Below are 14,228 nucleotides of genomic sequence, written 5' to 3'. Positions count from 1 at the left end.
AATGATGAATGAATTAGGAGAGAAAAGTGCAAAAAAACTTTTCTAGAACAGATAGAGTTGCACAACAAGTTCAGCAAGAAATTGCTATGTTGTTACAACGTGACTTTAAAGATCCTCGTGTTGGCTGGGTTACGGTTTCTTCTGTAGAAGTCACCAGAGATCTTGCTTATGTAACAGTGTTTGTAACACTGTTAGGCCAAGAAGATGATGAAGAAAAGATCAAACAAACGATTGAAATTTTGAATAAAGCGCAAGGTTTCTTCCGCTCAGAAATTGGTAAACGTATGCGATTAAGAATCGTTCCAGAAATCAAATTTAGTTACGACAACAGTTTGGTTACTGGTATTACTATGGCTCGTAAAGTTGATGAAGCAATAGCGAAAGACCAAGGTTTACGTGCAAAAAGTGGCGATAATCCAGCAGATCTTTCAACAGATGGCACGGACGACGAGTAAGAATGGCAAGACGTAGAAAAGGAAGAGCAATCTCAGGCATTGTTTTAGTTGATAAATCCCAAGGTAGTTCTTCCAATAATATTTTACAAAAAGTACGTGCTATCTATGGTGCTGCTAAAGCCGGACATACCGGAGCATTAGATCCACTGGCTACGGGTATGTTGCCAGTGTGTTTAGGTGAGGCTACTAAATTTAGTCAGTATTTATTGGATTCGGATAAAACATATTTAGTTACCGCTAAATTTGGTCAGAGAACGGACACCAGTGATGCGGAAGGTGAAGTGGTTGAAACGCGTGAAGTGAATATCACGGAACAGCAAATCCTCGATCACAAAATTAGTTTAACTGGGCCTATTAAACAAATACCGACTATGTTTTCAGCCCTAAAACATAACGGGCAGCCATTATATAAGTTGGCTAGGCAAGGTATTACCGTTGAGCGTGAAGCTCGTCCAATTACTATATATAGTTTTGAGTTGTTGCGGTTTGAGGGTGATGAGGCTGATTTTGAAGTACATTGCTCAAAAGGGACTTATATCAGAACCTTGATAGATGACTTAGGTCAGTTATTGGGGTGTGGTGCTCATGTTCAAGCGTTAAGACGCACAAAAGTAGCCGATTATCCCATCGATAAAATGTTGACGGTTGATCAAATTCAGCAACTAAAAGATGATAATTTTATCAATGGTGATGAAGCAAATGGGGTTGATTATACCGCGTTAGATAGTCACTTATTACCTATGGATACCGCGTTGCTGAAGTTGCCTTCTATTAGGTTAGCTGAGCAGGATGTTAGAACGTTACGTTTTGGACAAACCGTGCCATACCAAATGGATGATGCGGAGGACGTTAAAGTCTACCTCGAAGAGACCAATGAGTTTGTTGGGGTTGTTTCTATCGTTTCTGGTGAAGCAAAAGTAAAACGATTAGTTGTTACTGAACAGTTTTTATAATTAGCTTGTAATAACCTAGCATTTTACTTAATTCACTTTATAAAGACTTGCAAAATAACGTTAAACAAGTAGAATGCGCGCTCCTCTTTTGTATAGAGGGTTCCTTTGTTGGCTGAGTTAGTGATCGGCGAACATAACTTAATTATTTTCTGGAGAGACTTATGTCACTAAGCGTTGAAGAAAAAGCAGCAATTTTAGCAGAGTACGGTAATGGCGAAAACGATACTGGTTCTACACCAGTTCAAGTTGCTTTATTAACAGCTGATATCAATAAATTACAAGGCCACTTTAAAGAGCACAAGAAAGACAACCACTCACGTCGTGGTCTTTTACGTAAAGTTAGCCAACGTCGTAAATTATTAGATTACTTCAAAGGTAAAAACCTTGAAGGTTATAAAGAATTAATCAAAAAATTAGGTTTACGTCGTTAATCGATGTTTACATAATTAATAAAAAGGAGCATTTATGCTCCTTTTTTTGTGCCCAAAACATACTCAGGTATCGCAATCTACATAACATTGTGAGTAATTATTAAAATAACCGTTAAATTTCCTTATTCGCTTTTGATAAAAACTAGTAAATCATCAATTCCCACGTATAATATGCCTCGAATTTAAACGACAAAAACAAGATCCAGTAGGTGTTGGTCATATTTCAAAATGAAATATATCTGTCATTAAGACAGCCTATGATAAAGCTGGATCAAAATGAAAATTAAAGGAAAAATACGTGACTCCAATTATTAAAAAATTTCAATATGGTCAACACGAGGTCACTCTTGAAACGGGCGTAATCGCACGTCAAGCAAGTGCTGCTGTTATGGCAAGCATTGGCGACACAACTGTATTTGTTGCAGTTGTTGGTAAAAAAGAAGCTAGTCCTGGGCAAGATTTCTTCCCACTTACAATTAATTATCAAGAAAAAGCATATGCTGGCGGTAAGATCCCTGGTGGATTCTTCAAACGTGAAGGTCGTCCTGCAGAAGAAGAAACGTTAATCGCACGTCTTATTGACCGTCCATTACGTCCTTTATTCCCAGATGCATTCAAAAATGAAGTACAAGTTGTTTGTACTGTAATGTCAGTTAACCCTGAAATCGCTCCTGATATCGTTGCACTAATCGGTGCTTCAGCTGCTATCTCAATTTCTGGTATTCCATTTAACGGTCCAATTGGTGCCGCTCGTGTTGGTTTCTTAGATGGTCAATACATCTTGAATCCTTCTCAAACAGAATTAAAAGCAAGTGACTTAGATTTAGTTGTTGCTGGTACTGAAAACGCAGTATTAATGGTTGAATCAGAAGCTGCAGTGTTATCTGAAGAAACCATGCTTGGTGCGGTTGTTTACGGACACGAGCAAATGCAAGCGGTTGTTACCGCAATTAAAGAATTTACTGCTGAAGTTGCTACGCCTGCATGGGAATGGTCTGCACCAGTTGAGAATACTGAACTTAAAAACAAAGTTAAAGCTCTAGCTGAAGACGGTATTACAGCGGCTTATGCAATTGCTGATAAAATGGAGCGTTACGCTGCTGTTGGTGTTGTTAAAGCTGAAACTATTGCTAAATTAGCTGAAGTAGCTGGTGACGAAGCGTTTAACGAAAAAGAAGTTTCTGAGTTAGTACATGACTTAGAGAAAGACGTTGTACGTTCGCGCATCTTAGCGGGCGAAAAACGTATCGATGGTCGTGAACCTGACATGATCCGTGCTCTTGACGTTAAGACTGGTATTTTACCACGTACTCACGGTTCTTCTTTGTTCACTCGTGGTGAAACTCAAGCAATCGTAACTTATACTTTAGGTACTGAACGTGACTCTCAAATCATTGATTCATTGTTAGGTGAAAAACGTGACCCGTTCATGCTTCACTATAACTTCCCTCCGTATTGTGTTGGTGAGACTGGCTTTATTGGTTCACCTAAACGTCGTGAAATTGGTCACGGTCGTCTAGCAAAACGTGGTGTATTAGCCGTAATGCCTTCACAAGCAGAATTCCCGTACACAGTTCGTCTAGTATCGGAAATCACTGAATCTAATGGCTCATCTTCAATGGCTTCTGTATGTGGTTCTTCATTAGCACTTATGGATGCAGGTGTTCCAATTAAAGCGTCTGTTGCTGGTATCGCGATGGGTCTAGTTAAAGACGACAGTAACTTTGTTGTTCTTTCTGACATCTTAGGTGATGAAGATCACTTAGGTGACATGGACTTTAAAGTTGCGGGTACTACTGAAGGTATCACAGCGTTACAAATGGATATCAAAATTGAAGGTATTACTAAAGAGATCATGGACAAAGCCTTAGTACAAGCTAAAGCTGCTCGTTTACATATCTTAACAGTAATGGATGAAGCAATTGGCGGACACCGTGAAGAAATGTCTGAATTTGCTCCACGTATCTACACAGTTAAAATTCCTCAGAAGAAAATTGCTGACGTTATTGGTAAAGGTGGCGCAACAATCCGTGCTCTTACTGAAGAAACGGGTACAACAATTGAAATTGAAGATGACGGTACCGTTAAAATTGCAGCAACAGACAGTGCAAGTGCAGAAGCTTGTATTGAACGTGTTAAGCAATTAACTACAGACTTAGAAGTTGGTCGTATTTACCAAGGTAAAGTTGCACGTATCGTTGATTTTGGTGCGTTTGTTAACGTTCTTCCTGGTAAAGACGGTTTAGTACATATTTCACAAATCTCTAGCGAGCGTGTTGAAAATGTAACTGACGTATTATCTGAAGGCCAAGAAGTTGCAGTTAAAGTACTAGAAATTGACCGTCAAGGTCGTGTACGTTTAAGTATGAAAGAAGCGGTAGAGCAAGAAGCTCCTGCAGCTGAATAACCTTAAGATGCAATAGGAAAGAGAGCTTAGGCTCTCTTTTTTTATGCCTAAAATTTAACGTTTAGAGCTTATGTATGTAAATCAAAGAGTTCTTTTTGACAAGTGCACTTGACTTTTAGCTGTGTGGAGTTATATTGAGTAAAGTTTGTTTTACTTAATGACAAAGAGGTTGTACTTATGAGCGAGATTAAAAGAGGAAATGTAGATAACAATAGTAATGAGTTAAATTGGCAAGGGAAGACGAAACAGAATATTAACCGAGTGAAAATGTGGACTTTAGCTTGGGTAATATCAATGGCATTGGCTAACTTTGGCCCTAAGTTCTTATGGAACCAACTAGAAAGCCTGACTATTGCTGCCATAACTTTGAATTTTTTGCTTGGTGTCGGAATGATTTACGCAAATAAAATTTATATCCAAAACATGGATGAAATGCAAAAAGAGATACATTTAAACTCAATGGCTTGGACCTTAGGAGTAGGGCTAATCGTTGGGTTAAGTTATTCCAATCTGGATGTAACTAATGTCATCTCAGGCCCTGCACAGATCTCACACTTGATATTAGTGATGGGTGTTACTAACTTAATTGCTATTTTTGTCGGGAGTCGTCGATATAAATGAAAAACAAACTTAAAGTATTACGTGCGGAACGAGATTGGACTCAGGCCGATTTAGCTAATTATTTAGAAGTGTCTAGGCAAACGATTAACGCTATAGAAAAAGGTAAGTTTGACCCTAGTTTGCCATTGGCTTTTAAAGCTGCAAGGCTATTTAAGATGACAATTGAAGAAATTTTTCAAGATGAAGCCTAAATGCCTATGTGTAATAGGCATAAAAAAACGTGAAATAGTGTAAACTTATTTCACGTTTTTTTATTAATTTTTAAACTACATTTGAGACTGTAAGTAGTTCTCTAAACCAATGGTTTTTATCAAACGTAATTGCTGCTCTAACCAAAATGCATGATCGGTTTCGGTATCGTCAATGAGTATTTGCAACATATTCCTAGTCACAAAGTCTTTGTGTACTTCGCATAAAGCCATTGTATCTTTTAGGGCTTGGTCAACGGCAAATTCAACACGCAAATCACTTTCTAACATCTCAGGTACGGTTTTACCAATATGTAACCCATCACGAGTCACCATATCTGGCGTCCCTTCTAAAAATAAAATACGCTCGATTAATTTTGATGCATGGCCTTTTTCATCATCAAATTCGTGATCGATTCGTTCGAATAATTTTGTAAATCCCCAATCTTCGTACATACGTGAATGTATAAAGTATTGATCCATAGCAGCTAACTCATAGGCTAATAAGCCATTAAGTGCATTAATTATGTCTTGGTTACCTTTCATTTTAATCTCCAATAAATTAGGGTTAAAGTTGAGCTTGTAAGTATTTATCAATACCCATACTTTGAATTTGGTAATCTTGGGTTTCTAACCAATCTAAATGTTCTTCTTCATGTTCTAATATTTCAGTAAGAAGCTCACGTGTGACAAAGTCTTTTTCTGATTCACATAACGCAATAGCACTTTTCATTTGTTCGATTTGAGTGAGCTGTACGGCGGTATCACATTGGATCATTTCAACGGTATGTTCACCAATTGATAATGCTCCTAGTCTTTGTAAATTAGGTAAGCCTTCCAAAAATAGAATTCGTTCTATTAGCTTATCGGCTTGTTTCATATCCATGATGGATTTTTTATAACACTTATCATTTAAAGTATTAAATCCCCAATTTTTGTACATACGGGCATGTAAAAAATATTGATTAATTGAGGTTAATTCAGTGGTTAACACTTCGTTTAACATGGTTAGTATTGTGGAGGTACTTTGCATAACTTTGCCTCAGCATTATAAATAATGAGGTAAGTATAATGATTGAATTTAAATACACAAAGAAATATTGAAAAAATCAATGAAAACAACGAGTTAATAATGACAATGATTTGCAGTTAGATTTATATCTAGAAGGGATAGACTTGAATATAAAGTTGGATTAACCAACATCTTTAAATAACGTTTCGTCGATGATTGTGTTATCGATTACCATTTGAGCTACTTTTGTACAGCTACCGCATTCGCTTCCTAAGGCAACATGTTGTTTTAATTCACGAATAGATCCAACGCCGTGCTCTAGCACTAACTTTTGGATATCGGAATCTGTAATGCCTTTACATAGACAAACGAACATATTTATCACCTCACTAAACTGATGCGAGTGATAATAATTCTCATTTGGGTGTTTTGCAAGTTTTTTTGTTTGTTTTTTATCACATTTATTCAATTTATTTCCTTATAGTTGAATTCGATAATACTAATCGAAAATTCATATAGAAATGCCCTTGGTTTAATCAATTTAATCTATATATAATTGAGGTGTAACAAACGAGTGAATGAGCAATTCACGATTGATAAATAATATGGAGAATTTCATGGGCGTTTTAGTTGGCCGTCAGGCACCAGACTTTACTGCAGCAGCTGTTTTAGGTAATGGCGAAATCGTTGATAACTTCAACTTTGCAGAAGCAACAAAAGGTAAAAAAGCAGTAGTATTTTTCTACCCTCTAGATTTCACTTTTGTATGTCCTTCAGAGTTGATCGCATTTGATCACAGATTAGAAGATTTTAAAAAGCGCGGTGTTGAAGTAATTGGTGTTTCAATTGATTCACAATTCAGCCACAACGCATGGCGCAACACAGCTGTAGCTGACGGTGGAATTGGCCAAGTTGGTTATCCACTAGTTGCAGACGTTAAACATGAAATCGTTCAAGCATATGACGCTGAGCATCCAGAAGCTGGTGTTGCTTTCCGTGCATCATTCTTAATCGACGAAGAAGGTGTAGTTCGTCACCAAGTAGTTAATGATTTACCATTAGGTCGTAACATCGATGAAATGTTACGTATGGTTGATGCATTAAACTTCCACAGCGAGCACGGTGAAGTTTGCCCAGCTGGTTGGGAAGAAGGTAAGAAAGGTATGGACGCATCTCCTGCGGGCGTAGCTGCATACTTATCTGAGAATGCTGAAGGTCTTTAATCCTTCGCTCTGTTGAGCATAAATTGAACAGTAATGAAAGCCTTTGGAAACAAAGGCTTTTTTATTTGAGTTCAAAGTTCGCGACCAACATAAATTTACAAAATAAGCATATTCCTACCGATATATATTGGTATAATAACTTCACTCCCTCCTGCATTAAATGAATTCGCTCAGCTGTATAATTTAAGGAAGAACTACTTCAATGACTCTTGTTTTTAACGCATTTACATTTCCTAATTCAACGTCAATTAAAAACCGACTGGTTAAAGCATCGATGGAAGAGAATATGTCCGATGGTGACCTATTACCAAGTCGCGAGTTAATAAATTTGTATGGGCAATGGGCTAAAGGCGGAGCTGGTTTGTTATTAACTGGTAATGTCATGATAGATAAAGAAGCCATGACAGGTCCTGGTGGCGTAGTATTAGATAAAAACAGTGATTTAGAACAATTTAAATTGTGGGCAAAAGCGGCCAAACAGAATCAATGCAAAGTGTGGATGCAAATTAGTCATCCAGGTCGCCAAGTATATAGAAAGATGGGAGGCAAAGTTTTTTCACCATCTGATGTTGCCCTCGATATGGGGAAGTTATCCGACTTATTTGGGCAACCAACGCCGATGACTGACGAGCAAATAGAAGATGTCATTGCTCGTTTTGCTGATACTGCAAAACAAGCCGAACTTGCAGGGTTTGATGGGGTTGAAGTTCATGCAGCACATGGTTATTTAATCGCTCAATTTTTATCACCTTTGGTTAATAAACGTGATGATAAGTGGGGTGGGACACTAGAAAATCGCGCTCGCTTGTTAACAGAAGTTATTAAAGCAATTAAGTCTAACGTATCAGAAACATTCAACATTGCGGTAAAGTTAAACTCAGCAGATTTCCAACGTGGCGGTTTTGATGAGAATGATGCTTTGTCTGTGGTTAAATCACTTGAAGCGTTAAATATTGATATGATTGAGTTATCCGGTGGTAGTTACGAAGCACCTGCAATGCAAGGGGTAACGGCGGATGGGCGCACTTTAAAAAGAGAAGCGTATTTTTTATCATTTGCTGAAACTATTGCAAAGAGTACAACGGTGCCAATTATGACCACCGGCGGCATTTATAAATTTGCCACCGCAAAAACCGTACTAGCGCAAGGCGTAGACCTTGTGGGAATTGCCACTGGACTTGCATTACAGCCTGACTTACCTAACCGCTGGCAGTTAGGTAAGAGTGTAGAGATTGCGATACCAAAAGTAACTTGGAAAAATAAAACCTTGCGTGGATTGGCTATCATGGCCGTTGTTAAACGTAATTTGAGACGTGTGGGAGCTGGAAAAGCGGCGAGTGCAAAATTATCCCCATTATTTACATTAATATTAGATCAAATTAGAACCGCAAAACTGACTAAACGTTACCAAAAGTTAATGAGTCGATAATCGATAATATGGTATAAATAAGCCATTCTTAACAAGTTGTGGGATCTCGTGTCGATTGAAAATAAACCTGATAGCCGTTGTACGTGGTGCGGGCAAGATCCAATATATATTGATTATCATGATAATGTTTGGGGGCGTCCTGAATATGATTCACAACAGTTATTTGAAAAACTATGTTTAGACGGTCAACAAGCAGGTCTTAGTTGGATAACGATCTTGAAAAAACATCAAGGTTATAAAAATGCATTTGCTGATTTTAATCCTGAATTGATTAGTCAGTTTGATGATGAAAAAGTAAATGCGTTAATGCTAGATACTAGTATTATACGTAATCGACTAAAAATTAATTCTATTATTAAGAATGCAAAGGCTTTTGTGCGCTACGAATCAGAGCATGGAGTTGGTAGTTTTAGTGAGTTTTTATGGAGTTTTGTTGGCGGTTCACCAATTATTAATAGCTGGCAAACTAAATCTGAAGTTCCAACGGAAACCGAACAATCAAGGTTAATGTCTAAAACGTTAAAAAAGTTAGGTTTTAATTTTGTAGGACCTACCATCTGTTACGCATTCATGGAGGCCGTGGGAATGGTGAACGACCATTTAATTACCTGCATCTCATACCATGAGTGTAACCAGTCAAATTAAGCAATAAATAAGTGAATATTGAGTTGAGTGATTCCATTTCTAAGTGTTTTTCTGAACATGGTGCGTTAGCACAAGCTATACCTGGTTTTAAAGCTCGGCAGGCGCAACTGGATATGGCAACTGCGGTACAAGGTGCAATTAAAGATAAAGCCCAGTTAGTTGTAGAAGCTGGAACAGGAACCGGTAAAACATTCGCTTATTTAGCACCGGCATTATTAGCAGGTAAAAAAGTAATCGTGTCTACCGGTACCAAAGCACTGCAAGAACAGTTATTTCATCGAGACTTGCCGCTCGTAAAAAAAGCGTTAAGGCCTATGATGAAAACAGCCTTGTTAAAGGGGCGAAGTAATTATCTTTGCATTAATCGTTTAGAGGTTAATGGGCAACATCCTCCTTATGATGACCCCAGTTTTATTAGTGATATATCTAATGTACGTAAATGGTCGTCTGAAACGGATAGTGGAGATATAGGTGAATTAACATCAATAGAAGAAAACAGCCGTGTTTTACCATTTGTCACTAGTACAGTAGATAACTGTTTAAGTAAAGATTGCCCCAATATTGCAGATTGTCATGTTATGAATGCTAGAAAAAAGCATTGGAAGCGGACTTGATAGTCGTAAATCACCACTTGTTTTTTGCTGATCTTGCTTTAAAAGATACAGGTTTTGGCGAATTAATCCCTGATACTGACGTTATCATTTTCGATGAAGCTCATCAGATACCTGACATAGCTTCGGAGTATTTTGGTGAGCATTTTTCTTCTCGTCAGGTGTTCGAACTTTGTAAAGATATTCAAGCGGAATATCAATCTCAATTGCGCGATATGCCACAATTAAATAAAGCGGCAATGACATTGGAAAAAAACATTTTAGATATGCGCTTGGTATTTGCTGAAGATCCTGAACGTGGTAACTGGCGTGATAAATCTAAATCTGACGATATTGTTAATGCTATTCAATATGTTTTAAAAGCCTTTAATTTTCTGTATGACGTTACCAAATTAGCCATTTCTCGGACAGAAACGATAGATAATTGTTTTGAACGTTTGGTGCAATTAAAAGGTAAGTTTGAAAAAGTAAATCAAACGCAAGAAAGTGGCTACAGTTATTGGTTTGATACAACTAAGCGTCATTTCACGTTACATATAACACCGTTATCCATAGCGGATAAGTTTGGTGCAATTGTTGAAGAGTCTAAATCAACTTGGGTATTTACGTCAGCGACGGTATCTGTGGATGATAATTTTGAACATTATACTTCATTGTTAGGCATTCCAGATGCTCGTACCCAAATTTTAGGGAGTCCTTTCGATTATAATAATCAGGCTATGTTTTGCGTACCTCGTTATTTCCCCGAGCCTAATGATAAAGCCGCCGTCAGAGCTTTTTCTGAATTAGCTTTAGAATTGATTGAAGCGAGTAAAGGTCGTGCATTTTTACTCTTTACTAGTCATCGTGTAATGACGCTAGTTGCGAAAATGATTGAAGATGAAATTAAATATCCAGTATTGGTTCAAGGTACAACAAGCAAACGTTTGTTATTGGAACAGTTTACCAAATTAAAAAATGCCGTGTTATTAGGAACTGGATCATTTTGGGAAGGTGTGGATGTACGTGGAGATATGTTGTCATTAGTGATGATAGACAAATTACCTTTTGCTTCTCCAGACGAACCTTTATTACAAGCCAGAATGGAAGACTGCAAGTTAAAAGGGTTAGAGCCATTTCAACATGTGCAAATACCTCAAGCTGTGATCTCATTAAAGCAAGGGGTTGGACGCTTGATCAGAGACGTGACGGATAAAGGCGTTTTAGTCATTTGTGACCCTAGATTAGTGACCCGTCAATATGGAGAAGTGTTTATGCGTAGCTTACCCAATATGAAACGTACTCGTGATTTAGATAAAGTAAAAACATTCTTAAAAGGTTTATAAAATGAAAATATTGGCAGTAGACGCAGCAACAGAGGCATGTTCAGTTGCGTTATATAATGATGGTGAAATAAACTCCGTATTTGAAGTTTGCCCTCAACAGCACTCACAAAAATTATTGCCGTTTATAGATCAAGTATTAGTCGATTCTGGCTTAACCTTGTCACAACTCGATGGAATTGCATACGGTCAAGGACCTGGTAGTTTTACAGGGGTTAGAATTGGCGTTTCAGTCACTCAAGGGTTAGCTTTTGGTGCCGACTTGCCTGTCTCTGGCGTATCTAATTTAGCAATGATGGCTCAACAAGCGATTGAACAACATCAAGCTCAATCTGTGGTTGCAGCAATAGATGCACGTATGTCGGAAATTTATTTGGCTTGTTATCAGAACATGAACGGTCTAGCGCAATTACTTGATAACGAAATAGTCATCAAACCTGAGTTATTGCAAAAAGATGATTTTCAAATACAAAATAGTATGAGTGTGGGAACCGGTTGGGGGACATATAATGAACAACTCTCAACTTGTTTTAATGCTACCTCCAGCATTATTGAACTACCGGATGCAAAATTTATGTTGGCCCTCGCTTTAGATGCTTTTAACAAAGGTGCGGGAGTTGCCGCTGAACTTGCGCAACCTAATTATGTTCGTGATGAAGTAAGTTGGAAGAAATTACCGGGACGTTAATTGAACTTTATAATCATTTAACTGTCGGATATAAATGGTTATCTACAGATAACGTATTGTATAAACTTTAAACCCTTATATAATCAAAACAATTATTGCATACCTTATAATCAGTTTATTTCGAAAGAGACCCTTATGGCGTTACGAGATCCGGACAGAACACGAACCAATATAGTGGAAGTTGCAGCGACAATTTTCCATCAAAAAGGTTTTAAAGGCACTAGTTTGTCCGATATTTTAACTGAAGCGCAAATATCTAAAGGCGCGTTGTACCATCACTTTTCTAATAAACAGGAACTTCTTTACGCTGTCTTTGATGAAGTTTATAAAGTTAACTTCCTCAAACGCTGGAACAATATAACCATCTCAGCTGACCCTATAAATGAAATAGCGAATGTCGTTGAAAGCCTTGCTTTAGAAGGTTCCGACGAAGAGATGTGTTGTGGCTGCCCAGTGCACAATTTAGCTTCAGAACTCGCCTCTGTTGATGAGAGTATACGACATAGAGTTGATTCTCTATTTTGTTCAATTCAAAAAATTATCAGCCAAGGTATTGAAACAGCAAAAAATAATGGTGATGTAGGTGCTCATGTAGATAGCAAACAAATATCGTTGTTTTTTATGTGTACCATGAGTGGTATTCCGCAAATGGTAAAAAGTTGTCAAGACAGAGAAGTATATACTCAGTTGACATCCGCTTTATCAGATTATGTTAAACAATTAAAAAACATATAAGAATATCGATGAATTGTTCAACTCAAGTTTAAAAGGATATATATGAATCGCTTTTTAGTAACATGTTTAGCTTTAGTATTATCAGGTTGCGCTTCTTACCCTGAAAAAGTTGCAGTTGCAGAAGGGACTGAGCTCACAGATTTTATAAATCTAGATAACTCAAACGTAAATTTAATTGGAAAAACGGCTAGATGGAGCGGTGTCATTGCCAAAGTCTCGAATGAGAAGGTGGTGACCAAGTTAGACGTTTTGTATTACCCAGCAAGTAAAAACGGAAGACCACAAACCAAAGATGAACCATTAGGTCGTTTTCGTGTTGTAGTTGAAGGGTTTGTAGATCCGGCTGTGTATAGCCAAGGCAAAGCAATAACCGCTTTAGGTCAACTTAAAGAATCTGAAACTGCTAAAATTGGAGAGTATGAATACTCATATCCTACGATAGTCAGTAAAAATATTCATTTGTGGAAAAAAGTCGAACCAACGGCACAAGTTCAGTTCCATTATGGTTGGCATGGAACTTACCCTCGTTGGCATTGGCGAGGTGGCGCAAGGCATTTATATATAATAGGCGAAGGGAAAACTAAAAAGCCAACGGGACAAGCAAAACCAAATAGATCTAAAAATTAAAGATATTATCTTTGTTAGTTGTATTTAAGTTAACTTTAAAATTAAGTGGAAGATTGAAATGTTTAAATCGATAATTATCGTGGTTATATTAGGGCTAAACGCACTAATAAATTTTGCTTCTGCTAACGACCTTGACGAAATACTAGCATCTACAATACGAAGTGATGAAAATAAAGCGCGTGATAAAGCAAGGCACCCTAAAGAAACCATCGAATTTTTTGGCACAAAACCGACTGACCATGTTTTAGAGATGTGGCCAGGTGAAGGTTGGTATAGTGAAATACTTGCCCCTTACGTCAAAGAAAAAGGGAAATTTAGCGCAGTCACTTTTGCTACAGGTAACCTTAACTCTCAAGATAAAAGAGAAGCATTTTGGAGTAAAAATGCATTAACTTACATTGAAAAAATGTCTGATAAAGATATATACGGTGACGTAAACTTTTTTGAGTTTGAACCTCCTAAGTTAATGGATCTAAAAGGCATCGCTCCTGTCGATGTCGCATATATAGTTCGTACTTTACATATTTGGGATGAATTTGGAGCTTTTGCACAAGGTCTTCAATTAATTCATGATGTGTTAAAGCCGGGTGGTATCTTAGCTATTGTGCAACACAGAGGGAATGCAATATCACAAAATGCATCTTCAGCTGGTGAAGGGTATTTAGATGAGCGTTATGTGATAGAAACAGCTGAACGTAATGGATTTAAGCTTGTTGAGCGTAGTGAAGTGAACCTCAATATGAAAGACACGAAAGACTATCCAAAAGGTGTTTATGCATTGCCTCCAGTGTTAGCGATGGGAAATACCGATAGAGAAAAGTATATAGGTATCGGAGAAAGCGACCGTATGACACTTAAGTTTATTAAAGTGGTTAACTAAG

The 14,228-nt window shown here is 37.6% G+C and carries 16 protein-coding genes and 1 pseudogene; 14 read left to right on the top strand and 3 right to left on the bottom strand.

The features are described 5' to 3' along the window. Positions 1-86: 86 nt before the first annotated feature. From rbfA to RT723_RS08405, 6 genes are all read left to right on the top strand, one after another. Positions 87-455: a 30S ribosome-binding factor RbfA gene (rbfA, locus tag RT723_RS08430; RefSeq protein WP_428983650.1), complete on the top strand. Its 369-nt coding sequence runs from the start codon at positions 87-89 to the stop codon at positions 453-455. A 2-nt stretch (positions 456-457) separates the two neighbouring features. Continuing rightward, the gene (gene truB / locus RT723_RS08425; RefSeq protein WP_216054212.1) at positions 458-1,408 is read left to right on the top strand and encodes a tRNA pseudouridine(55) synthase TruB; all 951 of its coding nucleotides are present in this window, start codon (positions 458-460) and stop codon (positions 1,406-1,408) included. Positions 1,409-1,569: 161 nt separating this feature from the next. After that, positions 1,570-1,839 (top strand): 30S ribosomal protein S15, encoded by a 270-nt coding sequence (rpsO, locus tag RT723_RS08420; RefSeq protein WP_315946642.1) that lies wholly within the window; start codon positions 1,570-1,572, stop codon positions 1,837-1,839. A gap of 298 nt (positions 1,840-2,137) precedes the next feature. Next, positions 2,138-4,246, top strand: coding sequence for a polyribonucleotide nucleotidyltransferase (gene pnp / locus RT723_RS08415; RefSeq protein WP_315946641.1), 2,109 nt, complete (start codon positions 2,138-2,140; stop codon positions 4,244-4,246). A gap of 177 nt (positions 4,247-4,423) precedes the next feature. Continuing rightward, positions 4,424-4,867, top strand: coding sequence for a hypothetical protein (locus RT723_RS08410; RefSeq protein ID WP_315946640.1), 444 nt, complete (start codon positions 4,424-4,426; stop codon positions 4,865-4,867). Next, on the top strand, positions 4,864-5,058 hold the full coding sequence (locus tag RT723_RS08405; RefSeq protein WP_216054209.1) for a helix-turn-helix transcriptional regulator: 195 nt from the start codon (positions 4,864-4,866) through the stop codon (positions 5,056-5,058). Before RT723_RS08410 ends, RT723_RS08405 begins: the two co-directional genes overlap by 4 nt. A gap of 75 nt (positions 5,059-5,133) precedes the next feature. Here RT723_RS08405 and bfr (RT723_RS08400) read toward each other — a convergent pair whose 3' ends face one another. The 3 genes from bfr (RT723_RS08400) to RT723_RS08390 all read right to left on the bottom strand — a co-directional run bounded on the left by bfr (RT723_RS08400) (position 5,134) and on the right by RT723_RS08390 (position 6,443). Beyond that, entirely contained in the window at positions 5,134-5,601 is a 468-nt protein-coding gene (gene bfr, locus RT723_RS08400) for a bacterioferritin (RefSeq protein WP_216054208.1), read from the bottom strand. A gap of 22 nt (positions 5,602-5,623) precedes the next feature. Continuing rightward, positions 5,624-6,088, bottom strand: a complete 465-nt coding sequence (gene bfr, locus RT723_RS08395) for a bacterioferritin (RefSeq protein WP_216054207.1) — start codon at positions 6,086-6,088, stop codon at positions 5,624-5,626. A 160-nt stretch (positions 6,089-6,248) separates the two neighbouring features. Beyond that, positions 6,249-6,443, bottom strand: coding sequence for a (2Fe-2S)-binding protein (locus RT723_RS08390; RefSeq protein ID WP_216054206.1), 195 nt, complete (start codon positions 6,441-6,443; stop codon positions 6,249-6,251). Positions 6,444-6,684: 241 nt separating this feature from the next. On the opposite strand from RT723_RS08390, the gene RT723_RS08385 reads away from it, so the two are divergent. The 8 genes and pseudogenes from RT723_RS08385 to RT723_RS08350 all read left to right on the top strand — a co-directional run bounded on the left by RT723_RS08385 (position 6,685) and on the right by RT723_RS08350 (position 14,227). Beyond that, the gene (locus RT723_RS08385; RefSeq protein ID WP_216054205.1) at positions 6,685-7,290 is read left to right on the top strand and encodes a peroxiredoxin; all 606 of its coding nucleotides are present in this window, start codon (positions 6,685-6,687) and stop codon (positions 7,288-7,290) included. A gap of 202 nt (positions 7,291-7,492) precedes the next feature. Next, positions 7,493-8,719 (top strand): NADH:flavin oxidoreductase/NADH oxidase family protein, encoded by a 1,227-nt coding sequence (locus RT723_RS08380; protein WP_315946639.1) that lies wholly within the window; start codon positions 7,493-7,495, stop codon positions 8,717-8,719. Positions 8,720-8,767: 48 nt separating this feature from the next. After that, on the top strand, positions 8,768-9,364 hold the full coding sequence (locus RT723_RS08375) for a DNA-3-methyladenine glycosylase I (RefSeq protein ID WP_315946638.1): 597 nt from the start codon (positions 8,768-8,770) through the stop codon (positions 9,362-9,364). 23 nt (positions 9,365-9,387) lie between these two features. Further along, positions 9,388-11,300: pseudogene (gene yoaA / locus RT723_RS08370) on the top strand (DNA repair helicase YoaA). A 1-nt stretch (position 11,301) separates the two neighbouring features. Continuing rightward, complete coding sequence (gene tsaB, locus RT723_RS08365) at positions 11,302-11,985, top strand: tRNA (adenosine(37)-N6)-threonylcarbamoyltransferase complex dimerization subunit type 1 TsaB (protein ID WP_315946637.1); 684 nt, start codon at positions 11,302-11,304, stop codon at positions 11,983-11,985. A 135-nt stretch (positions 11,986-12,120) separates the two neighbouring features. Beyond that, on the top strand, positions 12,121-12,720 hold the full coding sequence (locus tag RT723_RS08360) for a TetR/AcrR family transcriptional regulator (RefSeq protein ID WP_216054201.1): 600 nt from the start codon (positions 12,121-12,123) through the stop codon (positions 12,718-12,720). A 42-nt stretch (positions 12,721-12,762) separates the two neighbouring features. Beyond that, positions 12,763-13,347 (top strand): Slp family lipoprotein, encoded by a 585-nt coding sequence (locus RT723_RS08355; RefSeq protein ID WP_315946636.1) that lies wholly within the window; start codon positions 12,763-12,765, stop codon positions 13,345-13,347. Between the two features lie 58 nt (positions 13,348-13,405). Continuing rightward, positions 13,406-14,227, top strand: a complete 822-nt coding sequence (locus tag RT723_RS08350; protein WP_315946635.1) for a class I SAM-dependent methyltransferase — start codon at positions 13,406-13,408, stop codon at positions 14,225-14,227. Position 14,228 lies beyond the last annotated feature (1 nt).

Origin of the sequence: Psychrosphaera aquimarina, assembly GCF_032461525.1 — a bacterium.
GTDB lineage: Bacteria > Pseudomonadota > Gammaproteobacteria > Enterobacterales > Alteromonadaceae > Psychrosphaera > Psychrosphaera aquimarina.
This window is presented reverse-complemented; position numbering and strand designations above follow the sequence as displayed.